Below are 21453 nucleotides of genomic sequence, written 5' to 3'. Positions count from 1 at the left end.
CCCTCGGGTACGCCGAGGACACCGTCGTGGAAATCCCGGTGTCCGCGCTGGCCGGCGACAACGTGGTCCAGCGCTCCACACGCACCCCCTGGTACTCCGGCCCCACACTGCTGGAACACCTGGAATCGGTACCGGTGGAGCCGGACGCGCACGACGCGCCGTTCCGCTTCCCCGTGCAGTACGTGATCCGCCCGCGCACCGCCGAGCACCCGGACTACCGCGGCTACGCGGGCCAGGTCGCGGCGGGCACCGTGCGGGTCGGCGACGAGATCGCCGTGCTGCCCGCCGGACTGCGCTCCACGGTCACCGGCATCGACACCGCCGACGGCCCGCTGCCGGAAGCCTCCTCGGGCCAGTCGGTGACGCTGCTGCTGGCGCACGACCTCGACATCTCCCGCGGCGACCTGATCGCCGCCGCGGGCGACCAGCCGACGGTCACCGACGAGTTCGACGCCACGGTGTGCTGGCTGTCGGAGAAGGCGCTGACGCCGGGCGCCCGGGTGCTGGTCAAGCACGGCACCCGCACCGTCCAGGCGATCGTCACCGAACTGCGCACCCGCTTCGACGAGCAGAAGCTCGCCAGCACCGACGCGCCGGGCTCGCTGAGCCTCAACGAGATCGGCCAGGTCGCGGTGCGCACCGCCGAGCCGATCCCGGTGGACGACTACACGAAGGACCGCCGCACGGGCGCGTTCCTGGTCATCGACACCGCGGACGGCAGCACGCTGGCCGCGGGCCTCGTGGGCGCGCCGCTGCCGGAGGTGGACGGCGTGGACAGCTGTACCGAGGGCGGCGACGCCGCCCGGTCCGACAGCCACGCCCTCGTCTCCCCCGGTCCCTGAGCCCAGAAAGGCCAACCGCCGCCGTGAGCAGCCGCACCCTGACCAAGTCACTGGCCATAGCCACCGCCCTCGTCGCCCTCGCCGCCTGCTCGCGGGTCGACCGCGGCGGCGAGACCGCCCCGCCCGCCCAGGACAAGGGCGCGGCGACGGAGATCCGCCTCGGCTACTTCCCGAACGTCACCCACGCCGCCGCCCTCATCGGCGTCGACCAGGGCCTGTTCGCCAAGGAACTCGGCACCACCAAGCTCACCACCCAGACGTTCAACGCGGGCCCGGAGGCGGTGAACGCGCTGCTCGGCGAGTCGCTGGACGCGACGTTCATCGGTTCCGGCCCGGCCATCAACGCCTACGCCAAGTCCAAGGGCGAGGCGGTGCGGCTCATCTCCGGCGCCACGTCCGGCGGTGCGCAGCTCGTGGTCAAGCCGGAGATCAACTCGCCGGCCGACCTCAAGGGCAAGGTCATCACCACCCCGCAGCTCGGCAACACGCAGGACGTCGCGCTGAAGAAGTGGCTGGCCGACGAGAAGCTCGCCGTCGGCGCGGGCGCCGACCAGGTCAACGTCACCAACACGGAGAACTCGCAGTCGCTCGACCTGTTCCGCAAGGGTGACGTGCAGGGCGCGTGGGCGCCCGAGCCGTGGTCGTCGCGGCTGGTGATCGACGCGGGCGCGAAGGTGCTGGTGGACGAGAAGACCCTGTGGGAGGGCGGCAAGTTCCCGACCACCGTGCTGCTGGTGCGCACCAAGTTCCTCCAGGAGCACCCGCAGACCGTCGAGGCGCTGCTGCGCGGCCACCTCGCGGCCACCGACTTCGCGCAGAACAACAAGGTCGAGGCCAAGCAGATCGTCAACAAGGCGCTCAAGGAGCTCACCGGCAAGGCGCTGGGCGAGCCGGTGCTCGACCGGGCGTTCGACAACATCGAGCTGACGGTGGACCCGCAGGCCAAGAGCTTCCCGCAGCTGGCGAAGGACGCGGTCACCGCGGGCGTGGCGAAGGAGGCCGCCGACGTGGCCGGGCTCGCCGACTTCACGTTGCTGAACAAGGTGCTCTCGGCGGCGGGCAAGCCGGCCGTGGACACCGCCGGGCTGGACAAGAAGTAACTCGAGGAAGGCAGGCACACCATGACCGCCACGCTTGAGACCCCAGCGGCCGTGTCCGACGTGGACGCCGCGGTGACCTTGTCCGGGGTGCGGAAGGTCTTCGGCCACGGCCCGAACGGCGTCGTCGCGCTCGACGGCGTCGACCTGTCGGTCGCCCCGGGCGAGTTCGTGTGCCTGCTGGGCGCGTCCGGCTGCGGCAAGTCGACCTTGCTGAACCTGGTCGCCGGGCTGGACGCGCCCACCTCCGGCAGCATCGAGGTGACCACCTCGCGGCCCGCCGTGATGTTCCAGGAGGCCGCGCTGATGCCGTGGCTCACCGCCGCGCGCAACGTCGAGCTGCCGTTGCGGCTCGCGGGCCTGAAGCGGGGACCGCGGCGGGAGAAGGCCAGCGAGCTGCTGTCGCTGGTGCGGCTGGTCGGCGCGGGCCACAAGCGCCCGCACGAGCTGTCCGGCGGCATGCGGCAGCGCGTGGCGCTGGCCCGCGCGCTGGCGTCCACCCTGGGCAGCGCCGAGGAAGGCACGCCCGGCCTGCTGCTGATGGACGAGCCGTTCGCCGCGCTCGACGCCATCACCCGTGACGTGCTCCAGGCGGAGCTGGTGCGGGTGTGGCGGGAGACGTCGACGGCGATCCTGTTCGTCACGCACGACGTGCGCGAGGCCGTGCGGCTGGGCCAGCGGGTCGTGCTGCTGTCGTCCCGGCCGGGCCGCGTGGTGCGCGAGTGGTCCACCGTGGACTGCGACGAGCCCGCCGTCATCGAGGACATCACGACCCACCTGCGAGAGGTGATCAGCGGTCATGCCGCAGCTTGACACTGACCTCGCGGCGGTCGGCGCAGGGCTGGACGCCCTCGACGCCCCGTCGCAGGAGCGGCGACCGTCGATCGGCAAGCGGTTCGTCCGCACCGCCGTTCCGCCGCTGATCGCGTTCGCGCTGCTGCTGGGCGTGTGGCAGGCGTTGTGGGCGATGGCGTTGTGGCCGGAGTACCAGCTGCCGTCGCCCGCCTCGGTGTGGGCGGCGGTGGCGGAGGCGATCCAGACCGGCCGGGCCTTCGAGGTGCTGTGGACCTCGGTGAGCCGCGCCGTGCTCGGGTTCCTCACGGCCGTGGTGATCGCCACGCCGCTGGGGCTGCTGATCGCGAAGGTGCGCGTGGTGCGCGCGGCCATCGGGTCGTTGCTGACGGGCCTGCAGTCGCTGCCGTCGGTGGCGTGGGTGCCGGCGGGCATCCTGTGGTTCGGCGCGACGCCCGCGACCATCTACTTCGTCGTGCTGATGGGTTCGGTGCCGTCGATCGCGAACGGCCTGGTGTCGGGCGTCGACCAGATCCCGCCGCTGCTGCCGCGGGTCGGTCAGGCGCTGGGCGCGAGCCGGCTGGCGGCGGCACGGCACATCCTGCTGCCCGCGGCCCTGCCGGGCTACCTGGCCGGGTTGAAGCAGGGGTGGGCGTTCTCCTGGCGGTCGCTGATGGCGGCGGAGATCATCGCCACGTCGCCGCAGCTCGGCGAAGGGCTGGGGCAGTACCTGCACAACGGGTCGGCGTTGAACGACATCTCGATGGTGATCGCGGCGATCTTCCTGATCCTGCTGGTCGGCGTGGGGATCGAGCTGCTGGTGTTCCGGCCGTTGGAGCGGGCGGTGCTGCGGGCGCGCGGATTGACGGGCGCGCTGTGACCGCGCTGGTGGCCGTGGCGCACGGCAGTCGTGACCCGCGGTCGGCGGCCGTCGTGCACGAGTTGTTGGACGTGGTGCGGGCGCTGGCCCCGTCGGTGGACGTGCGGGGGTCCTTCCTGGACCTCTCCGTGCCGCTGCTGGGGGACGTGCTGCGTCGGGTGCACGCGGACGGGCACCGTTCGGCCGTGGTGGTGCCGTTGTTGCTGGGCAGGGCTTTCCACGCGCGGGTGGACGTGCCCGGTGCCGTGACGGAGGCCCGGTTGCCCGGGTTGGACGTGACGATCGCGGACGTGCTCGGCCCCGACCCCCGGTTGGAGTCGGCGGCGTTGCGCCGGCTGGCCTCGGTCGGTGTCCGCTCGCGTGACCGTACGTTGGGCGTGGTGCTGGCGGGTGCCGGGTCGTCGCACGGCCCGGCCAACGCCCTGGTGTCGTCCATCGCCGCCCGGTGGGCCGCCGGGTCGGGCTGGGCGGGCGTGGAGGCGGCCTTCGCCTCCGCCGCCTCGCCGGACGTCCCCACGGCGGTCGCGCGCCTGCGTGCCCGGGGTGCCCGCCGCATCGCCGTGGCCTCGTGGTTCCTGGCCCCGGGCTTCCTGCCCGACCGCGTGACCCGCCTGGCCGGCCCGGACGCCGTCATCGCCCCACCCCTCGGTCCGGACCCGGAAGTCGCCGAACTGGTCCTCCACCGCTACCACTCGGCCCTGACCACCTCTCTCCCCCGAACCGCGTGAGTCCTACGTTCAGAACGCGTGTGTCCTACGTTCGGAACACCCGAGTTGAACGCTCAGAACAGCCCCGGCCGTCCTGAGCGTTGAATTCGGGGGTCGCGAACGTAGGACACTCGCGTTCTGGAGGTAGGACTCTCGCGTTCTGAACGTAGGACACTCGCGTTCTGGAGGTAGGACTCGCGGGTTAGGGGGTGGAGTCCAGGGCGGCGACCAGGCGGTCCAGGACGCGCAGGGTGGTGCGCAGGTCGTCGAGGTCCACCTGGGCCGAGATGCGGTTGGTGAAGGCGTGTTGCGCCTGTGCCAGGCAGGAGATCGCCTCGTAGCCCGCAGCAGTCGGGCGGAACAGCTTGGCGCGCTTGTGGGCCGGGTTGGGCAGGTACTCGGCCAAGCCCTTCTCCACCAGCAGGTCGGCGATGCGCTGCACGCTCTGCCTGGTCAGGCTCATCTCCCGGGCGATGCCCGACACCGGCAACGGCCGCCGCAGCACGGCCCCCAGCACCTGCCACCACGCGGCGGTCAGGCCGACCGGCTTCGTCATCACCTCCGCCGCCTCCAGGAAGCCGCCGTAGAGGCGGAACGTGCGCATGATGACCTCGGTCAGCACGTCCCCCGCCTCCGTGCGGGGCTCGACCTCGCTCACGAGACCGCGGCGACGAGCTTGCCGAACCACGCCGGGTCGCCCGTCCGGTACAGCCCGTACCACGCCTCCAGCACGGCCGGCTCGTACAGGTCCAGCTCCACGAAGATCTCCCGCGCGAACTCGAGCGCCGACGCCGCACCGGCCGTGATCAGGCCGTCCGCCCGCACCGCGCGCTCACCGCCGAACAACGCCGAACCCGTGTACCCCGGCACGACCGCGAGCTGCTCCACCGCGTTGCCTCCGTGGGCGCGCGAGTTCAGCAGGCCCTCGGCGGCCAGCCCGATGGTCGCGCCGCAGATCGCCGCCACCGGCACGCCCGCGTCCAGCCACCGCCGCGCCGCCGCCGCGAACACCGCGTTGGCGCCGCTCTCCCACGTGTCCGCGCCGGGCAGGATCAGCATCGCGCTGTCGGCGGGGTCGACGTCGGCCAACGCGAGGTCGGGCGTGATCCGCAGGCCGCCGATCGACGTCACCGGGTCGAGCGTGGCGCCGACCGTCCGCACCCGGTACCGACCGGGCACCTTCTGGAACTGCGGCGTGTTGATCTGGGCGGTCGCGTACCCGAACTCCCAGTCGGCCAGCGTGTCGTAGAGAGCCAGGTGGACCGTCTCCGTCGTCATGACAGTATACTGTCATTTTGACAGCAAACCGTCAATCACCACGGGATCGTAGAGTGCCGCCCATGGCAGACGAGCTGATCCACTACGAGGTGCGGCGTGGCATCGCGACGATCACGCTGGACTCCCCCCACAACCGCAACGCCCTGTCCGCCCGGCTGCGCGCCGAGCTGATCGGGCACCTCAAGACCGCCGCGGCCGACGACGCCGTGCGCGTGATCGTGCTGAGCCACACCGGACCGGTGTTCTGCTCCGGCATGGACCTCAAGGAGGCGGGCGGCGCGAGCGCCGACCAGCAGGGGGTCAACGAGTTCCCGGCGATCCTCCAGCAGCTGTGGACCAGCCCGAAGCCCGTCGTGGCACGCCTGGCGGGCCCGGCCCGCGCGGGCGGTGTCGGCATCGTGGCCGCGTGCGACATCGCGGTCGCGGTCGACACGGCCACCTTCGCGTTCAGCGAGGTCCGCATCGGCGTGGTGCCCGCGGTGATCTCGGTGACCGTGCTGCCCCGCCTGCTCCCGCGTGCCGCGCACGAGCTGTTCCTGACCGGCGAGACGTTCGCCGCGCCGAGGGCCGTGGCCATCGGCCTGATCAACTCCGCCGTGCCCGCCGACGACCTCGACGCCGAGGTCACCCGGTACACCGACATGCTCGCCCTGGGCGCGCCCAACGCCCTGGCCGCCACCAAGCGGATGCTCCAGCAGCCGCGCTCCAGCGACCTGGACGAGGTGTTCGCCGACATGCTGGCCCTGTCCGCACGCCACTTCGGCGGCCCCGAGGGTCAGGAGGGCATCGCCGCGTTCGTGGGCAAGCGCAAGCCCTCGTGGGTGCCGACCTCGGACTAGTCGGTGTAGAGGACGGTCAGGACGCGGTCGCCCAGTTCGGCGGTTCGGGCGGCCGCGTCGGCCAGCACGGCTTCCACGTCGGCGTCACCGCCCTCCCACACCAGCACGTGCTCGCCCTCGGGCAGCCACGACAGGTCGGTCAGGCAGTCGTACAGCGCGTCCAGGTTGTGCCCGAACCAGTCCGGGAAGCTCAACGCCTCCGCGATCGCCCCGATGGCCGCCCGCTTCGAGCGCGCGCCCCGGCGCACCACGTGCCGGTAGGTCATTTGCTCACGTCCACGACGACGAACGACTCGTAGTGGTCGGCCGTGTAGTACACCTCGTCCGACGACCCCGTCACCAGCCTCCGCGCCCCGCGGTCGTCGCTGCCCGGCGTGGGCACGGTGTACTCCCGGTAGTAATCGGACGGCTTGGCGGGCAGCCGCTTCTCGCGGTTCTGGAACGTCACGCCGTCGTTGCGCGGGTGCGGGAACGGCCCGCCCCGGCCGATCAGCTCCCACGTGGCCCGCACCTGCTCGGGCAGGCTCGACAGCGACTTGACCGGCAGCCCCGAGTCCGCGCCCGGCACCCCCGAAGCGGAGACCGAAGGGGGCGTCGGCTCCGACGACGTGCCGGTGATGTCCTTGGCGAAGTAGCCGACCACGACGAGCGCGATCAGGCCGAGCAGTGCGACGGAGAGCCGCCGGGCGGGAGTCACGGTCGCAGAGCCTACGAAGGCCCGCCCGCCTCCACCTTCGGGGGCTGCGCGTCGTCGACCGTCGGTGGGACCTTGGGCACCGGGTTGAACCTGGTCGAGGCGTTGTCCACGACCCGGTCGATCAGCCGGGCCAACCCCAGCGACAACGGCAGCAGCACGCACATGAGCAGCGCGAACTGGAACGGGAACGCGAGCTGCGCGAGCCACAGCTCGACCCCGTCCCACCACTGCCCGAACGCGTCGACCACGCCGTCGAGCCTAGTCCCGTGACGCGCTTCACCGCACACGGATCACTACCAGTCGGTAAGTTGCCCGCATGTTCGCCGTCTACGCAGCCGAGCCGAGCCCGCAAGACCCGATCGCCGCCCTGCGCGTGGGCGAACGGCCGGATCCCGAAGTACCGGAGGGCTGGGTGAAGGTGGCCGTGAAAGCGGCGAGCCTGAACATGCACGACCTGTGGACGCTGCGCGGCGTGGGGATCAAGCCGGAGCAGTTCCCGATGATCCTGGGGTGCGACGGCGCGGGCGTGCTGGAGGACGGCACGGAGGTCGTGCTGCACTCCGTGATCGGTGACCCCGACTGGTCCGGCGACGAGACGCTGGACCCGCGCCGCACGTTGCTCACCGAGAAGCACCAGGGAACGTTCGCCGACTACGTCGTCGTCCCGAGGCGCAACGCGCTGCCGAAGCCCGCGGGGCTGAGCTTCGCCGAGGCGGCGTGCATGGGCACGGCGTGGTTGACCGCGTACCGGATGCTGTTCGTGAACTCGGGCCTGCGACCGGGGCAGACGATGCTGGTGCAGGGCGCGTCCGGTGGCGTGTCGACGGCGTTGGTGCAACTGGGTCGTGCGGCGGGGTTCCGGGTGTGGGTGACCGGCCGCACGGAGGAGAAGCGCGCGCTGGCCGAGAGCCTGGGCGCCCACCGGGCGTTCGAGTCGGGCGCACGCCTGCCCGAACGGGTGGACGCGGTGTTCGAGACCGTGGGCAAGGCCACCTGGTCGCACTCGATGAAGGCGCTCAAGCCGGGCGGGACCGTGGTCATCTCCGGGGCGACCAGTGGTGACGCGTCGGTGGCCGAGCTGCCGCGGCTGTTCTTCCTCCAGCTGCGGGTGGTCGGCTCGACCATGGGCACGCGCGAGGAGCTGGGCGACCTGCTCTCGTTCTGCGACCTGACGGGCCTGCGGCCGCAGATCGGCGCGGAGCTGCCGTTCGAGCGGGTCGAGGAGGGCATGCGCGCGATGCTCGACGGCGAGACCGCCGGCAAGATCGTCTTCACCCGCGACTGAGCTTCGTCAACCCGTACGAGCGCACAAAATTCACTCCCTCGAATGGTGCAATCGAACAAACCCGGTGACGGTCGACCGGCGTACGGTTCGCCGCACACCAATCCACCGAGGGAGCTGGACGAATGACGGTGCAGGACGGATTCGGCCGGGGCAGCGGCGTGTTCCGCCGCAAGCCGATCGAGCAGATCAGTGACGAGAGGACGGGGCTGACGCGGACCCTGGGGCTGTGGCAGCTCACCGCGATCGGCATCGGCGGCATCATCGGCGCGGGCATCTTCTCGCTGGCCGGCGCCGTGGCCAACAAGACCGCGGGCCCGGCCGTGCTGATCTCGTTCCTCGTCGCGGGCATCGCCAGCGCCGCCGCCGCGTTCTCCTACGCGGAGTTCGCGGGCCTGATCCCCAAGGCGGGCTCGGCCTACACCTACGGCTACGCCGTGCTCGGCGAGATCGTCGGCTGGTTCATCGGCTGGGACCTGCTGCTGGAGTACACCGCGATCGTGGCCGTGGTGGCGATCGGCATCAGCGGCTACTTCAACGAGCTGCTCAACCTGCTGGGCATCGACCTGCCGGTGTGGATGCTCGGCGCGCCCGGCACCGAGACCGGTGACGTGGCGGCGGGCAGCTACAAGGTCAACCTGTTCGCCGTGCTGCTGTGCCTGCTGATCGCCTTCGTGCTCAACCTGGGCATGAAGAACGCGGCCCGCTTCGAGACGACCCTGGTGTACCTCAAGGTCGCCGTGGTGCTGCTGGTGATCGTGGTCGGCGCGTTCCACATCAACACCGACAACTACAACCCGTTCTTCCCGTTCGGCATCTCCGGCGCGCTCACCGGCGCGGCCACCGTGTTCTTCGCGGTGTTCGGCTACGACGCCATGAGCACGGCCGCCGAGGAGTCCAAGGACTCCCAGAAGCACATGCCGAAGGCGATCATCTACTCGCTGGCCGTCTCGATGGTGCTGTACGTGCTGGCCTGCCTGGTGCTCACCGGCATGGTCAACTACAAGGACGTGGACGCCGAAAGCGCGTTCGCCTCCGCGTTCGCCGACATCGGCCTGCCGGCGCTGGGCATCATCATCTCCGTGGGCGCGGTGCTGGGCATCACGACGGTGCTGTTCACGTTCCTCATGGGCGCGGCGCGGGTCGGCTACTCGATGTCGCGCGACGGCCTGCTGCCGAGGTGGTTCGCCAAGACCCACCCGGTGCGGCACGTGCCGACCCGCGTCACGTGGGTGCTCGGCATCGCCTCCGCCGTCATCGCGGGCTTCCTGCCCATCGCCGAGGCCGCCGAGCTGACCAACATCGGCATCCTGCTGGCGTTCGTGGTGGTCTGCGTCGCGGTGATCGTGCTGCGGTACAAGCAGCCGGACCTGCCGCGCACGTTCAAGACGCCCGGCATGCCGGTCGTGCCGGTCATCGGCGTGGTGTTCTCGCTGTGGCTGATCACGTTCCTCGCGCCGGAGACCTGGCTGCGCTTCGGTGTCTGGTTCCTCATCGGGCTGGTCGTGTACTTCACCTACAGCAGGCGCCGGTCAGTCCTGAACAACCCCGCGCGGGTCGACGCCGAGGACTGAGCCGCACCAGTCGTCGACCACGTCGGCGAGCACGGCCATCGGCAACGGGCCGCCGCCCAGCACGAGGTCGTGGAACGCCTTGATGTCGAAGCGGTCGCCCAGCCTCCGCTCCGCCTCACCGCGCAGGCGCTGGATCTCCAGCCGCCCCACCATGTAGGCCAGCGCCTGCGCGGGCACCTCGATGTACCGGTCGACCTCGGCGAAGATGTCGACGTCCGGCATGACGGCGTTGGCGCGCAGGTAGTCCACGGCCTGCTGCCGCGTCCAGCGCATCGCGTGCAGCCCGGTGTCGACCACCAGGCGGGCGGCGCGCAGCGAGTCGGCCGCCAGCATGCCGAGCCGCGCCACGTCGTCGCTGTAGAGGCCCATCTCGTCGGCAAGCCGCTCGGTGTAGAGCGCCCAGCCCTCCAGGTATGCCTCGATGGACGCGAACCGGCGCAGCAGCGGCAGGTCGGCGCTCTGCTGGGCCCGCGCGACCTGGAAGTGGTGCCCGGGCACGCCCTCGTGGAACGCGGTGGCCTCGGCGGGGAACCGGTCGCGCTCCTCGGCGCGGTGGGTGTTGACGAAGTAGGTGCCCGGCCGGGAGCCGTCCAGGGCCGGCTCGATGTAGTAGGCCAGCGGCGCGTTCGGCGCCTCCGCGGCCGGTACCGCCTCGACCGCGCACCGGGCCCGCGGCACCGTGCCGAACCAGTCCTCCGCGACCTCTTCGGCACGCGCGATGGTCGCCACGGCCACCGACACCATCTCCTCGGCGCTGGACCACCGCAGCCCCGGGTCGGCCAGCAGCCGGGCCCGCACGCCGGCGGCGGTGGCGGCCGGGCCGAACACCCGTCCGCCGATCTCCTCGTACTCCCGGTCCAGCTCCTCGATGAGGCCGAGGCCGATCCGGTGCAGCTCTTCCGGCGTGTGGCCGGTCGTGGTGTAGACGCGGACCAGGTCGGCGTAGACCAGGTCGCCGTCGGGGAGCCAGCACAGCCCGGGCCGGTCCTCCCCGCGACCGCGACCGACCACCTCGGCGCGCAGGAAGTCGCGGTAGCGCGCGAGCGCGGGCCGCGCGGTCTCGTGCACCACCCGCGCGCACGCCTCGGCGAACGGGGTGCCGTTCAGCGGCACGCGCAGCGGGTCGTCGTCCTCGGCGAGGTGGCGGTCGATCCGGGCGATCGCGGCTTCGACGAGGTGCCGGAGCGGACGGCGGTCCGAGTCGCGTTGCCGCCGGGTGAGGGCGTCCAGGTAGTCGGGCAGCGACGCCAGCCGGGTCAGGTAGGCCCGGCACGCGCGGTCGTCGGCCGGGCGGATCAGCGGCAGCGTGGCGAGGAGCACGACCACCGGGCCGGCGAGCCCGTCCGAGTGGGTGTGCTCGACCAGGTTGGCGTCGAGGTGGTGCACCAGGCTCCACCCCTCGTGCTCGACCACCGCGCGCGTCGCCGGGTCGTCGCCCTCGACGCCCGCGCGCCGGGCGATGTCCGCGGCACGGTCCCGCAGCCGGCGCGCGCCCTCGGCGCTCACGTCCGGCAGCCGGTCGTCCCAGCCGGGGACGCCGCGCAGCGTCGCCGTGACGGGGTCGGCGTCGAAGATCACGGTCAACATCTCGTCGGCGAGCTCTCGCGCGGTGGTCACGCCGCCCATTCTGTGGTGCTACGCGGGCGGAATGCGCGTGATCGCGACGGAAAGGGCTTCGCGCGCCTCGGCGACCAGCCGGGCCACCACCTCGGCGGCCGGGGCCGGTCGGACCAGCGCGTAGGTCTGCCCGGCCCACAACGACATCAGCTCCGGGTCGCCGGTCGCGCGCACCGGCCGGGTCAAGTGGTGCACCTCCGGGTACGCGGCGGGCGCCTGCTCCTGGTTCTCCACCAGGAACCGGTTGACCAGACCCCGTGCCGGGCGTCCGCTGAACGCCCTGGTCAACGCCGTGCGGCGGGTGCCTTCGGCGAGGGCTTGGCGGTGTGCGGCGGACGTGCCGGCCTCCGGCGTGGTCAGGAAGGCCGTGCCGAGCTGGGCCGCGACCGCGCCCGCGGTGATCACGGCGGCCACGTCCGCGCCGTGCACCAGGCCGCCGGTCGCGATGAGCGGCAGGTCCACCTTCGCGCGGACCAGGCGCAGGGCGGCCAGCACGCCGAACAGCTCGCCGCCGCCGGGCGAGACGCCGTCGTCGGCGAACGTGCCGCGGTGCCCGCCCGCGTCACTGCCCTGCACGCACAGCGCGTCCGCGCCGACCTGTGCCGCCTGCACGGCTTCTTTCGGCGTGGTGACCGTGACGACGACCGTGGCGCCGGCGGCGTGCAGGCGGTGCACGTCCTCGGGGTTGGGCAGGCCGAACGTGAACGAGACCACCGGAACGCGCAACGCCATCACGAGTTCCAACTTGGCCGCGTAGGAGTCGTCGTCCCACCGCGGTTCGCCGGGCTCGGTCGGCGACTGCGCCTTGACGCGGTCGCGGTAGCCGGACAGGTCGGTGGTGGACCGGGGGCCGGGGACGAACAGGTTCACGCCGAACGGCCGGTCGGTCAGCGCCGCGGTCGCGGTGATCTGCTCGGCGACCGCCTCCACGGACAGGTAGCCGGCGGCCAGGAACCCGAGGCCGCCCGCCCGGCCGACCTCGGCCACGAGCGCGGGGGTGGACGCCCCGCCCGCCATCGGCGCGGCGATGACGGGCACTTCGAGTCGGTCCAACATGCCGCCGACCCTAACCCGCGCGACCGCCGCGGTCACGTATTTGCAGGTCCACGGCGTTCTCGCGCAAAACGGCACGTTCCGAGCGGGCAACTCGGGTGTTCTGGACGCAGGACACACGCGGCCTGGACATAGGACTCTCGCGAGAGTCCTATGTTCACGCGCGGTGTGTCGTGCGTTCAGGTGGTGTCGTGCCCGCCCGGCGGGACAGGGCGCAACGCCCCGGTGGCCGGGCCGTCGTAGAGGACATGCCCAACACCCACCCGCGGCGGGACGCGTTGCGCCTCGGCGCGTTCGCCGGCGTGGCGCTGCTCGCGCCCGCGCTGCCCGCCTCCTCCGCCGAGGCCTCCACCCCGCACTTCCGGCACGGCGTCGCGTCCGGCGACCCCCTGCCCGAACGGGTCGTCCTGTGGACCCGCGTCACGCCCACCGACGACAGCACGCCCGGCTCCGGCGCGGGGCCGACCGTCGTCGTCGGCTACGAGGTGGCCGTGGACGCTCAGTTCCGCCGGGTGGTCCGGCGCGGCGAGGTCACCACCGGAGCCGACCGCGACCACACCGTCAAGCTGGACGTCGGCGGCCTGCACCCGGGCTGCTGGTACTTCTACCGCTTCACGTTCGACGGCGCCCATTCCCCCGTCGGCCGCACCCGCACAGCACCGGCCCACCACGCCGACGTCGACCGGCTGCGGTTCGGCGTCGTCTCCTGCTCCAGCTGGGTCGCCGGCCGCTTCGCCGCCTACCGGCACCTCGCCGAGCGCGGCGACCTCGACGCCGTCGTGCACCTGGGCGACTACCTCTACGAGGACTACATCGGCACGCGGTCGCGCACCCACGAGCCACCGGGCGAGGCGGTGACGCTGACCGACTACCGCGTCCGCCACGCCCAGTACAAGACCGACCCGGACCTCCAGCGCCTGCACGCCACCTACCCGTGGATCATCACGTGGGACGACCACGAGTGGGCGGACAACGCCTGGTCCGACGGCTCCCCCAGCCACGACGAGACCACCGAGGGCACCTGGGCGAACCGCCGTGCCGCCGCGATGCGCGCCTACCACGAGTGGATGCCCGTGCGGCTCGACGGCGACCGCGTCCACCGCCGCCTCCGCTTCGGCACGCTCGCCGAGCTGACCATGCTGGACCTGCGCACGTACCGCAGCCGACAGGTCGACCAGGACCACGTGGACGACCCCGGCCGCACGCTCACCGGCCCGGACCAGATGGCGTTCCTGCGCGAAGGCCTGCTGCGCACCGACGTCCAGTGGAAGCTGATCGGCAACCCGGTGATCTTCTCGCCGCTGCTCGTCCCGCCGGTGCCGCAGGCCGGCGCGGTGACCCAGCTCATCGGGCCGACGATCAACAACGACCAGTGGGACGGCTACCCGCACGACCGCGACGCGGTGATCGGGCTGCTGGCCGAGCACGACGTGCGCGACACCGTGTTCCTCACCGGTGACGTGCACAGCTCGTGGGCGTTCGACGTGCCGGTGGACGAGTCGCTGTACCCGCTGACGAAGACCGTCGCCACCGAGCTGGTGGTCCCGTCGGTCACCTCGGACAACGTCGACGAGCTCACCGGCTCGCCGCCGCGCACCACGTCGTTGGCGCTGGAGGCCGCGCTGGTCGGCCTCAACCGACACCTGAGGTGGGTGGAGCTGGACTCGCACGGCTACACCGTGCTGGACGTGCGGCGCGAGCACGTGCGGATGAGCTGGTACTTCCTGGCCGACCGGACCCGGTCCGACTCGCCCGCCGCGTTGGCGAGGACGGTGACCGTCCGGTCCGGCACGCAGCGGATCGGCTAGCGCCGTCCCTCCCGCGGCGCGGCGGGAGGGACGGCGTCCGCCGCGCTACGGCAGCGTGTCCAGGTGCGGTGCGACCGTGTTGGCGAACTGCCAGTTGTTGGACGCGTCCCAGTTGATCGACCACGTCATCGCGCCGCGGATGCCGGGCCAGGTCTGCGCGGGCTTGAACGCACCGCAGTTCGTGCCCTTGGCCAGGCAGTCCAGCGCCCGGTTCACGTTGGCGGGCGACTGGTAGCCGCCGCCCGCGCCCGACGGCGAGGCGGGCAGGCCCAGGCCCACCTGGTCGGGGCGCAGGCCGTTCTGGAGCTGGATGCAGGCCAGCGCGACCAGGAAGTCCACCGTGCCCTGGGCGTAGACCTTCTGGTCGCAGCCGAGCATCGTGCCGGAGTTGTAGTACTGCATGTTGACGACGGTGAGGATGTCCTTCACGGCCAGCGCCAGCTTGAAGTACTCCTGGCCGGTGGACTGCATGTCGATGGTCTGCGGCGCCATCGCGATCACCTTGCCGCCGCCCGCGTGGATCGCGCGCAACGCCTGCGCCATGTAGGTGGCGTTGACGCCGTTCTCCAGGTCGATGTCCACGCCGTCGAACCCGTAGGTCGCGATCAGGGACTTCACGCTGTTGGCGAAGTTGGTCGCCGCGGTCGAGTTGCCGACGCTGATGGTGCCCTTCTCGCCGCCGACCGAGATGATCACCTTCTGGCCCCGGTTCTGCAGCGTGCGCACGTCGGCCTTGAACTGGGCGTCGGTGTAGCCGCCGAGCTTGCTCGACAGCGTCGGGTCGAGGTTGAACGCGACCGCGCCCGGCGTGGTGGTGGCGTCGGCGAACGCGATGGCCACGATGTCGTAGGTGGTGGGCACGTCGGCGAGCTTGAGCACGCGTGAGCCGTTGTCGAAGTTGTGCCAGTAGCCGGTGAGCGCGTGCTTGGGCAGCGTGGGGTCCGGGTTACCGGTGGTGGTGGTGGTGGTCGTCGTAGTCGTGGTGGTGGTGCTCGTGGACGTCGACGTGGTCGTGCTCGTCGGCGGGGTGCCGGGGCCGTCGAGGCTCACGTCGTCGGCGTAGAACGTCGGTTGGCCGTACCAGCCGTGCAGGTAGATCGTGACGCTGCCGGTCGCGCCGGTGGTGAAGTCGAGCGAGAGCTGGGTGAAGCCGGCGGAGCCGGGGGTCCAGGTGTTCTTGTCGCCGCTGCCGGTGCCGGTCACGCCGAGGTACACGTAGGTCCCCTGGACCCACGCGGACAGCTTGTAAGCGGTGTTGGCCTGCACGGAGATCGTCTGCGAGCAGCGCGCGTTGTCCTGGCCTGCGGGCGTGCCCGCCAGCGCCTGCGTGCCGCTGCGCTTGGTCGTGGTCACCGCCGTGGCCGCGGCACTGCACGTCCAGCCGCTGGTGCCGCCCTCGAACCCGGGGTTGGCGACCAGGTTGGCGGCCGACGCGCTGCCCACGACCACCAGGGTCAGGCCCGCGATGGCCAGCACACCCGCCAGCACCGCGCCCAGTGCGCGTCTCGTCCTCGAAACCACGTCCACCTCCACGTTCTCGTCGGCGGCCAAAGCCCAGCACAGGTGACGCGGGCCACTCGAAAAATGGACTAGACCACTGGGCCTTGTCAAGGGTGTGAACAATGATCCGATGACGTTCACGGTTGATGACGCGATCCGCATCGCGCGGGCCGCCCACGACGGGCAGGTCGACAAGTCCGGCCGGCCGTACATCGGCCACCCGCTGCGCGTGATGGCGCTGGTGTCCGGCGAGCACGCGCGCATGGCGGCCGTGCTGCACGACGTCGTCGAGGACACCGCCGTGACCGCCGACGACCTGCTCGCGGCCGGGTGCCCGCCGGAGGTGGTGGCGACCGTGCTCGCGTTGAGCCACCGTGACGGAGAGTCACAGGAGGACTACCTCGCGAGGGTGCTGGCCGACCCGGTCGCCGTGCAGGTGAAGCGGGCCGACATCGCCGACAACACGTCACCGCCCCGGCTGGCGCTGCTCGACCGGGCCACCCAGGACCGGCTGCTGGCGAAGTACTCCAGGGCCCTCGACATCCTGGGTCGGTGAGGTGCCGCCAACCTCGTCGTGACGGGGGTTGACGTGACCGTGACAGTTGCGGTGGAGATCACGCCGAATTTGGCAGCGCAAGGCCCTGACGTGCGGCATCATAGTAGGTGAACCGATACAGAGAGACGACCGAAAGGCGACATGACCAACCCTCTGAAGACCGTTCGCACGTACTTCGCCACCCGACGGCAGCTCCGCGACCGCGAAGCCCGCCTGAACCGCGAGTTGGCCGCCTACGACACCCCGAGCGCCCGGATGGACATGGAAGCCATCCTCGCCCGGCACTCGAGCCACGAGGCTCGCGAGATCGAAGCGATTCTCCGCCGCCAGGCGCTGAGCACCACGCTCCGCAACCACGGCTGAGCCGCTACACCCCTTCGAGGGCCTTCAGGACAGGGGCGTCCTGAGGGCCCTTCCGTCATTCCGGCCGGTCTTCCCACAGCGTGCCGAGCAACTCGGCCGGCACGACCCGCACCGGGAACGGCAGCGTCGCGTCGAACGGCTTCTCCCCCTGCACCTCGGCCACCTGCTGGTAATGGCCCTCGGGGTCGAGTTCGAACACGGTCAAGCTCGGCACCCTGGTATCGACCACCCAGTAGCTGCGCACCCTGATGCGTTCGTACACCGCCTTCTTGAGGGTGCAGTCGTACAGTTCCGTTTCGCCCGACAAAACCTCGACCGCCAGCAGCGGTGCGACCGGCAGCGACTCCTCCGTGAGATCTTCGGCGGTGGCCACCAGGAAGTCGGGCTGCAATTCCGTCGACTCGGCCGGACGCACCGGGAACGGGCCTGGAAGAGCGACCAGCGCGTCCGGGCAATCGGCGTGCAAGAGCACGATCAGGCCGGATACAGCCATCTGGTGCCGAAGACCGGGCACCGGGCTGACGTGCAGCATCCCGTCGATGAGTTCGCAGCGGCGTCCGTCATCAACGATCATGGTCATCCTCACGTTCAGTTGGTCGGCCAACTGTCTCGAACGAGGACGACAAAACCGGCCTCCCGCGCCGACCGATCACCCGAAGATGTGCCGGTCGGCGGGGATTTGGCCGGTGGTACTTCTACTTCTTGCCCTTGTCCTTGCCGGAGTCTTCGGTGGACAGGGCGGCGACGAAGGCTTCCTGGGGAACCTCGACGCGGCCCACCATCTTCATCCGCTTCTTGCCTTCCTTCTGCTTCTCCAGCAGCTTGCGCTTACGCGTGATGTCACCGCCGTAGCACTTCGCGAGCACGTCCTTGCGAATGGCGCGAATGGTCTCGCGGGCGATCACGCGAGCGCCCACGGCCGCCTGGATCGGCACCTCGAACTGCTGCCGCGGGATCAGTTCGCGCAGCTTGCTGGCCATCTTCGTGCCGTACCCGTAGGCGTGGTCCTTGTGCACGATCGCGCTGAACGCGTCCACCGGCTCGCCCTGCAACAGGATGTCCACCTTGACCAGGTCGGCGTCCTGCTCGCCCGACTCCTCGTAGTCCAACGACGCGTAGCCGCGCGTGCGCGACTTCAGGGCGTCGAAGAAGTCGAAGATGATCTCACCGAGCGGCATCGTGTAGCGCAGCTCGACGCGGTCCTCGGACAGGTAGTCCATGCCGCCCAACTGGCCGCGCTTGGACTGGCACAGCTCCATGATCGCGCCGATGTACTCGCTGGGCGCGATGATCGTGCACTTGGTGACCGGCTCGTACACCTCGGCGCGCTTGCCGTCGGGCCAGTCGGACGGGTTGGTCACCACGTGCTCGGTGCCGTCGTCCATCACCACGCGGTAGACCACGTTCGGCGCGGTGGAGATCAGGTCCAGGCCGAACTCGCGCTCCAGCCGGTCGCGGGTGATCTCCAGGTGCAGCAGGCCGAGGAACCCGCAGCGGAAGCCGAAGCCCAGGGCGGCCGAGGTCTCCGGCTCGAACGTCAGCGCGGCGTCGTTGAGCTGGAGCTTCTCCAGCGCCTCGCGCAGCACCGGGTAGTCGGAGCCGTCCACCGGGTACAGCCCGGAGTAGACCATGGGCTTGGGCTCGCGGTACCCGGCCAGTGGCTCGGTCGCGCCCTTCTTGTCCCAGGTGACGGTGTCGCCGACCTTGGACTGGCGCACGTCCTTCACGCCGGTGATCAGGTAGCCCACCTCGCCGACGCCCAGACCGCGGCTCGGCTTCGGCTCGGGCGAGATGATGCCGACTTCCAGCAGCTCGTGCGTGGCGCCGGTGGACATCATCTTGATCCGCTCGCGCGGGGTGATCTTGCCGTCGACCACGCGGATGTAGGTGACCACGCCGCGGTAGGTGTCGTAGACCGAGTCGAAGATCATCGCGCGGGCGGGCGCATCCGCGTCGCCCACGGGGGCGGGCACCCGCTTGACGACCTCGTCCAGCAGCGCGCCGACGCCCAGGCCGGTCTTGGCCGAGACCCGCAGCACCTCCTCGGGCTCGCAGCCCACGATGTGGGCGAGCTCCTTGGCGTACTTGTCCGGGTCCGCGGCGGGCAGGTCGATCTTGTTCAGCACCGGGATGATGGTGAGGTCGTTCTCCATCGCCAGGTACAGGTTGGCCAGCGTCTGCGCCTCGATGCCCTGGGCGGCGTCGACCAGCAGCACGGTGCCCTCGCACGCCTCCAGGGCGCGCGAGACCTCGTAGGTGAAGTCGACGTGACCCGGCGTGTCGATCATGTGCAGCACGTGGTCCTGGCCTTCGACCTGCCACGGCAGCCGCACGTTCTGCGCCTTGATCGTGATGCCGCGCTCGCGCTCGATGTCCATGCGGTCGAGGTACTGCGCGCGCATGGCCCGCTCCTCGACCACGCCGGTGAGCTGCAACATCCGGTCGGCCAGGGTCGACTTGCCGTGGTCGATGTGCGCGATGATGCAGAAGTTCCGGATGAGCTCCGGAGGCGTGAACGTCTGGTCGGCGAACGTGGTCACTCAGGTTCCTCGCACACGAAGGACGGGGGATCGGCCCATCATCTCACGTGACGGCGTCGTGGCGTCCCGCGCGTACGTGACCGAGACCATATGCTGCCCGCCGTGTACGCGAACGGTGAAGACGCCCGCCCGGCGAAGGGCGCGGTGCGCGAGGTCCACACGACCGCGGTGGCGGCCACCCTGGAGTACTCCCCCGACCTGGACGGCCTGGCCGACCCGGGCGAGGTGGTGTGGGCCTGGGTCCCGTTCGAGGAGGACCCGAGCCGGGGCAAGGACCGGCCGCTGCTGGTCGTGGGCCGCCACCGGCGTGCGCTGCTCGGCCTCATGCTGACCAGCAGGACCCCCGACCGGCACGAGGCGGAGGACTGCCTCGACCTGGGCACGGGCCGCTGGGACCGCGACGGCAGGCGCTCCTACGTGCGGCTGGACCGCGTGTTCGAGCTGGACGAGCACGACATCCGGCGCGAGGGCTCGGTGCTGGAGCCGGAGCGGTTCTCGCTGGTCGTGGACGCGCTGCGCCGCCTGGGCTGGCGCTGACCCCTGAGTGCCATCTCGGGGCCGGTCTCCGGGCGGTCCCCGATGCCGCGGGAACGGGCCGCCGCGACGCTGGAGGCATGGCGAACAACCTCATGAAGGCGCTGGACGCGGCGTTCGGGCACCCGCGCGGCAAGGTCGGCGAGCTGGGCGGCCGGGTCATGGCCGTGCTGAACGCGAAGGTGGAGGAGCACGTCACCGAGGTGGCCGCGCCCACGCCCGAGGAGGTCGTGCTGGTGCTCGGCCCCGGTCCGGGCGTCGGCCTCAAGCTCGCCGGCGAACGTGCCCTCAAGGCGATCGGCGTCGACCCGTCGCAGGTCATGCTGGACGAGGCGCGCACGCGGTGCGCGGAGCTGATCGTGGCGGGCCGGGTCGAGCTGCGCGAGGGCGCGGCGACGCGCACCGGCCAGCCCGAGGACTCGGTGGACGTGGTGGTCTCGGTGAACAACCTCCAGCTGTGGGGAAACCGGCCGGCCGCGTTCCACGAGCTGTCCCGGGTGTTGCGGCCCGGCGGCAGGCTGGTCGTGTCGGTGCACCGGCGGGTGCTGGACACCTCCGAGTACGACCTGATCCGGGAGGCCGAGGCGGCCGGGTTCACCGAGGTGCGCACGTCGTTGCACCAGTACGGCGGCGTGGTCGGCCCGGCGGTGCAGCTACTGGCGCGCGTCCCGGCGTAGCGGGTGCTCGGCGGGCACCTCGACCAGCACGATCGGCCGGCCGTCGGGGTCGGCGACCCACAGCTCGTCCAGGCCCCACGGCTCGCGCCGGGCGGGGCGCACGACGTGCTCGGCCAGGTCCTCGGCGGCTCGCCGCAGGTCACGCACCTGCAACCAGAGGCCGGTGGCGTCGGTCGGGCTCTCAGTGGAGGTTCCGGAGACCTCCAGGAACCCCTGGCCGAGGAAGAACACCGTGCCGCCGGGGAACTCCCGGTGGACGGCCAGGCCGAGCACGTCCCGGTAGAACGCCCGGGCGCGCTCCGGGTCGGCCGAGCGGATGAGGACGCGGCTGCTCAGGATCTCCACGGCGTCCAGGCGATCACACCGCCAGCTCCAGCGCCATTCGCACGTGGTCGCCGTCGCGGCCGGTCTCGCGCCAGCCGTGGTCGGTGTAGAAGCGGCGCGCCCGGTGGTTCTCCGCGAACACGTCCAGACGCGCGGTGGTGACGCCGAGGTCGCGCAGCGCGTCCATCGCCGCCTCGTGCAGCGCGTGGCCCACGCCCCGGCCCCAGCACGGCGGCGCGACCTGGAGCTGCAACAGGTCACCACCCGGCGTGACCAGCGCGAACCCGGCGAAGACGCGGTCCAGCTCGGCGCACAGCCACACCCGGTCGGGCTTGTCGAAGGCGTAACCGGTGGCCCGCGCCGACCGCTCCCACTCGGCGAGCTCCGCCTCGGGCACGTGGCCCTCGTAGTAGCTGCGGCGGGCCTTGACGTAGACGTCGACGAGCGGCCACTCGTCCTCCGCCCGCGGCGGGCGCACGGTGATCGTCCCCAT

24 protein-coding genes and 1 pseudogene are annotated in these 21453 nt (G+C 71.3%); 13 read left to right on the top strand and 12 right to left on the bottom strand.

Going from position 1 to position 21453, the window contains the following annotated elements; all coding sequences use genetic code 11:
- The 5 genes and pseudogenes from LZG04_RS02370 to LZG04_RS02350 all read left to right on the top strand — a co-directional run.
- Positions 1-842, top strand: a pseudogene (locus LZG04_RS02370) (sulfate adenylyltransferase); the annotation flags it as partial.
- A gap of 23 nt (positions 843-865) precedes the next feature.
- Positions 866-1942, top strand: coding sequence for an ABC transporter substrate-binding protein (locus LZG04_RS02365; RefSeq protein ID WP_233812580.1), 1077 nt, complete (start codon positions 866-868; stop codon positions 1940-1942).
- Between the two features lie 21 nt (positions 1943-1963).
- Positions 1964-2752: an ABC transporter ATP-binding protein gene (locus LZG04_RS02360; protein WP_233812579.1), complete on the top strand. Its 789-nt coding sequence runs from the start codon at positions 1964-1966 to the stop codon at positions 2750-2752.
- A complete protein-coding gene (locus LZG04_RS02355; protein ID WP_233812578.1) occupies positions 2739-3611 on the top strand; it encodes an ABC transporter permease in 873 nt (290 codons plus the stop codon). The genes LZG04_RS02360 and LZG04_RS02355 overlap by 14 nt, the downstream gene beginning before the upstream one ends.
- Positions 3608-4339, top strand: coding sequence for a sirohydrochlorin chelatase (locus tag LZG04_RS02350; RefSeq protein ID WP_233812577.1), 732 nt, complete (start codon positions 3608-3610; stop codon positions 4337-4339). The genes LZG04_RS02355 and LZG04_RS02350 overlap by 4 nt, the downstream gene beginning before the upstream one ends.
- Positions 4340-4520: 181 nt before the next feature.
- Here the strand turns inward: LZG04_RS02350 and LZG04_RS02345 are convergent, their stop codons facing one another.
- Together LZG04_RS02345 and LZG04_RS02340 are read right to left on the bottom strand one after the other, a co-directional pair.
- Positions 4521-4976 carry a MarR family winged helix-turn-helix transcriptional regulator gene (locus LZG04_RS02345; RefSeq protein WP_233812576.1) on the bottom strand — a complete coding sequence of 152 codons (456 nt, stop codon included), beginning with the start codon at positions 4974-4976 and terminating at the stop codon, positions 4521-4523.
- Entirely contained in the window at positions 4973-5596 is a 624-nt protein-coding gene (locus LZG04_RS02340) for a DJ-1/PfpI family protein (RefSeq protein ID WP_233812575.1), read from the bottom strand. The genes LZG04_RS02345 and LZG04_RS02340 overlap by 4 nt, the downstream gene beginning before the upstream one ends.
- Before the next feature lie 62 nt (positions 5597-5658).
- Between LZG04_RS02340 and LZG04_RS02335 the strand changes: the two genes are divergently transcribed.
- Positions 5659-6435: an enoyl-CoA hydratase-related protein gene (locus LZG04_RS02335; protein WP_233812574.1), complete on the top strand. Its 777-nt coding sequence runs from the start codon at positions 5659-5661 to the stop codon at positions 6433-6435.
- On the opposite strand, the gene LZG04_RS02330 is transcribed toward LZG04_RS02335, so the two are convergent.
- Genes LZG04_RS02330 through LZG04_RS02320 form a run of 3 tightly spaced genes read right to left on the bottom strand, consistent with a single transcriptional unit; the run spans position 6432 to position 7380 of the window.
- Positions 6432-6701 carry a barstar family protein gene (locus LZG04_RS02330; protein WP_233812573.1) on the bottom strand — a complete coding sequence of 90 codons (270 nt, stop codon included), beginning with the start codon at positions 6699-6701 and terminating at the stop codon, positions 6432-6434. The two genes, LZG04_RS02335 and LZG04_RS02330, sit on opposite strands and share 4 nt — an antisense overlap.
- Complete coding sequence (locus LZG04_RS02325; protein WP_233812572.1) at positions 6698-7132, bottom strand: ribonuclease domain-containing protein; 435 nt, start codon at positions 7130-7132, stop codon at positions 6698-6700. Before LZG04_RS02325 ends, LZG04_RS02330 begins: the two co-directional genes overlap by 4 nt.
- A gap of 11 nt (positions 7133-7143) precedes the next feature.
- Positions 7144-7380: a hypothetical protein gene (locus LZG04_RS02320; protein ID WP_233812571.1), complete on the bottom strand. Its 237-nt coding sequence runs from the start codon at positions 7378-7380 to the stop codon at positions 7144-7146.
- A gap of 68 nt (positions 7381-7448) precedes the next feature.
- Between LZG04_RS02320 and LZG04_RS02315 the strand changes: the two genes are divergently transcribed.
- Together LZG04_RS02315 and LZG04_RS02310 are read left to right on the top strand one after the other, a co-directional pair.
- Positions 7449-8417, top strand: coding sequence for a zinc-binding dehydrogenase (locus LZG04_RS02315; RefSeq protein ID WP_233812570.1), 969 nt, complete (start codon positions 7449-7451; stop codon positions 8415-8417).
- Positions 8418-8539: 122 nt separating this feature from the next.
- The gene (locus LZG04_RS02310; RefSeq protein ID WP_233812569.1) at positions 8540-9988 is read left to right on the top strand and encodes an amino acid permease; all 1449 of its coding nucleotides are present in this window, start codon (positions 8540-8542) and stop codon (positions 9986-9988) included.
- Here the strand turns inward: LZG04_RS02310 and LZG04_RS02305 are convergent.
- Complete coding sequence (locus tag LZG04_RS02305; protein ID WP_233812568.1) at positions 9947-11605, bottom strand: DUF885 family protein; 1659 nt, start codon at positions 11603-11605, stop codon at positions 9947-9949. The two genes, LZG04_RS02310 and LZG04_RS02305, sit on opposite strands and share 42 nt — an antisense overlap.
- An 18-nt stretch (positions 11606-11623) precedes the next feature.
- Positions 11624-12661: a nitronate monooxygenase family protein gene (locus LZG04_RS02300; protein WP_233812567.1), complete on the bottom strand. Its 1038-nt coding sequence runs from the start codon at positions 12659-12661 to the stop codon at positions 11624-11626.
- Between the two features lie 188 nt (positions 12662-12849).
- Between LZG04_RS02300 and LZG04_RS02295 the strand changes: the two genes are divergently transcribed.
- Positions 12850-14466 (top strand): alkaline phosphatase, encoded by a 1617-nt coding sequence (locus LZG04_RS02295; RefSeq protein ID WP_233812566.1) that lies wholly within the window; start codon positions 12850-12852, stop codon positions 14464-14466.
- Positions 14467-14511: 45 nt separating this feature from the next.
- Here LZG04_RS02295 and LZG04_RS02290 read toward each other — a convergent pair whose 3' ends face one another.
- Complete coding sequence (locus LZG04_RS02290) at positions 14512-15987, bottom strand: chitinase (RefSeq protein WP_233812565.1); 1476 nt, start codon at positions 15985-15987, stop codon at positions 14512-14514.
- A gap of 109 nt (positions 15988-16096) precedes the next feature.
- Between LZG04_RS02290 and LZG04_RS02285 the strand changes: the two genes are divergently transcribed.
- Positions 16097-16522 carry an HD domain-containing protein gene (locus LZG04_RS02285; protein WP_233812564.1) on the top strand — a complete coding sequence of 142 codons (426 nt, stop codon included), beginning with the start codon at positions 16097-16099 and terminating at the stop codon, positions 16520-16522.
- Between the two features lie 141 nt (positions 16523-16663).
- Complete coding sequence (locus tag LZG04_RS02280; protein ID WP_233812563.1) at positions 16664-16885, top strand: hypothetical protein; 222 nt, start codon at positions 16664-16666, stop codon at positions 16883-16885.
- A gap of 55 nt (positions 16886-16940) precedes the next feature.
- On the opposite strand, the gene LZG04_RS02275 is transcribed toward LZG04_RS02280, so the two are convergent.
- On the bottom strand, positions 16941-17459 hold the full coding sequence (locus LZG04_RS02275; RefSeq protein WP_233812562.1) for a Uma2 family endonuclease: 519 nt from the start codon (positions 17457-17459) through the stop codon (positions 16941-16943).
- Between the two features lie 121 nt (positions 17460-17580).
- Complete coding sequence (gene lepA / locus LZG04_RS02270) at positions 17581-19425, bottom strand: translation elongation factor 4 (RefSeq protein ID WP_233812561.1); 1845 nt, start codon at positions 19423-19425, stop codon at positions 17581-17583.
- 102 nt (positions 19426-19527) lie between these two features.
- Here lepA and LZG04_RS02265 point away from each other — a divergent pair, with 102 nt between their 5' ends.
- Both LZG04_RS02265 and LZG04_RS02260 read left to right on the top strand, forming a co-directional pair.
- On the top strand, positions 19528-19962 hold the full coding sequence (locus LZG04_RS02265) for a type II toxin-antitoxin system PemK/MazF family toxin (protein ID WP_233812560.1): 435 nt from the start codon (positions 19528-19530) through the stop codon (positions 19960-19962).
- Positions 19963-20039: 77 nt separating this feature from the next.
- Positions 20040-20636, top strand: a complete 597-nt coding sequence (locus tag LZG04_RS02260) for a class I SAM-dependent methyltransferase (protein WP_233812559.1) — start codon at positions 20040-20042, stop codon at positions 20634-20636.
- On the opposite strand, the gene LZG04_RS02255 is transcribed toward LZG04_RS02260, so the two are convergent.
- A complete protein-coding gene (locus LZG04_RS02255; RefSeq protein ID WP_233812558.1) occupies positions 20613-20981 on the bottom strand; it encodes a VOC family protein in 369 nt (122 codons plus the stop codon). The two genes, LZG04_RS02260 and LZG04_RS02255, sit on opposite strands and share 24 nt — an antisense overlap.
- A 13-nt stretch (positions 20982-20994) precedes the next feature.
- On the bottom strand, positions 20995-21453 hold the full coding sequence (locus LZG04_RS02250) for a GNAT family N-acetyltransferase (protein ID WP_233812557.1): 459 nt from the start codon (positions 21451-21453) through the stop codon (positions 20995-20997).

The sequence above is a fragment of the Saccharothrix sp. S26 genome, assembly GCF_021390395.1.
GTDB lineage: Bacteria > Actinomycetota > Actinomycetes > Mycobacteriales > Pseudonocardiaceae > Actinosynnema.
The sequence above is the reverse complement of the archived record's forward strand: the minus strand, read 5'-3'. Positions and strand labels throughout refer to the sequence as shown.

Bases quoted from the DNA above. Each gene is read 5' to 3' on its own strand.
- LZG04_RS02360 (WP_233812579.1), top strand. From the start codon at position 1,964: ATGACCGCCACGCTTGAGACCCCAGCGGCCGTGTCCGACGTGGACGCC.
- LZG04_RS02355 (WP_233812578.1), top strand. From the start codon at position 2,739: ATGCCGCAGCTTGACACTGACCTCGCGGCGGTCGGCGCAGGGCTGGAC.
- LZG04_RS02340 (WP_233812575.1), bottom strand. From the start codon at position 5,596: ATGACGACGGAGACGGTCCACCTGGCTCTCTACGACACGCTGGCCGAC.
- LZG04_RS02335 (WP_233812574.1), top strand. From the start codon at position 5,659: ATGGCAGACGAGCTGATCCACTACGAGGTGCGGCGTGGCATCGCGACG.
- LZG04_RS02330 (WP_233812573.1), bottom strand. From the start codon at position 6,701: ATGACCTACCGGCACGTGGTGCGCCGGGGCGCGCGCTCGAAGCGGGCG.
- LZG04_RS02315 (WP_233812570.1), top strand. From the start codon at position 7,449: ATGTTCGCCGTCTACGCAGCCGAGCCGAGCCCGCAAGACCCGATCGCC.
- LZG04_RS02310 (WP_233812569.1), top strand. From the start codon at position 8,540: ATGACGGTGCAGGACGGATTCGGCCGGGGCAGCGGCGTGTTCCGCCGC.
- LZG04_RS02300 (WP_233812567.1), bottom strand. From the start codon at position 12,661: ATGTTGGACCGACTCGAAGTGCCCGTCATCGCCGCGCCGATGGCGGGC.
- LZG04_RS02285 (WP_233812564.1), top strand. From the start codon at position 16,097: ATGACGTTCACGGTTGATGACGCGATCCGCATCGCGCGGGCCGCCCAC.
- LZG04_RS02280 (WP_233812563.1), top strand. From the start codon at position 16,664: ATGACCAACCCTCTGAAGACCGTTCGCACGTACTTCGCCACCCGACGG.
- LZG04_RS02275 (WP_233812562.1), bottom strand. From the start codon at position 17,459: ATGATCGTTGATGACGGACGCCGCTGCGAACTCATCGACGGGATGCTG.
- LZG04_RS02260 (WP_233812559.1), top strand. From the start codon at position 20,040: ATGGCGAACAACCTCATGAAGGCGCTGGACGCGGCGTTCGGGCACCCG.
- LZG04_RS02250 (WP_233812557.1), bottom strand. From the start codon at position 21,453: ATGGGGACGATCACCGTGCGCCCGCCGCGGGCGGAGGACGAGTGGCCG.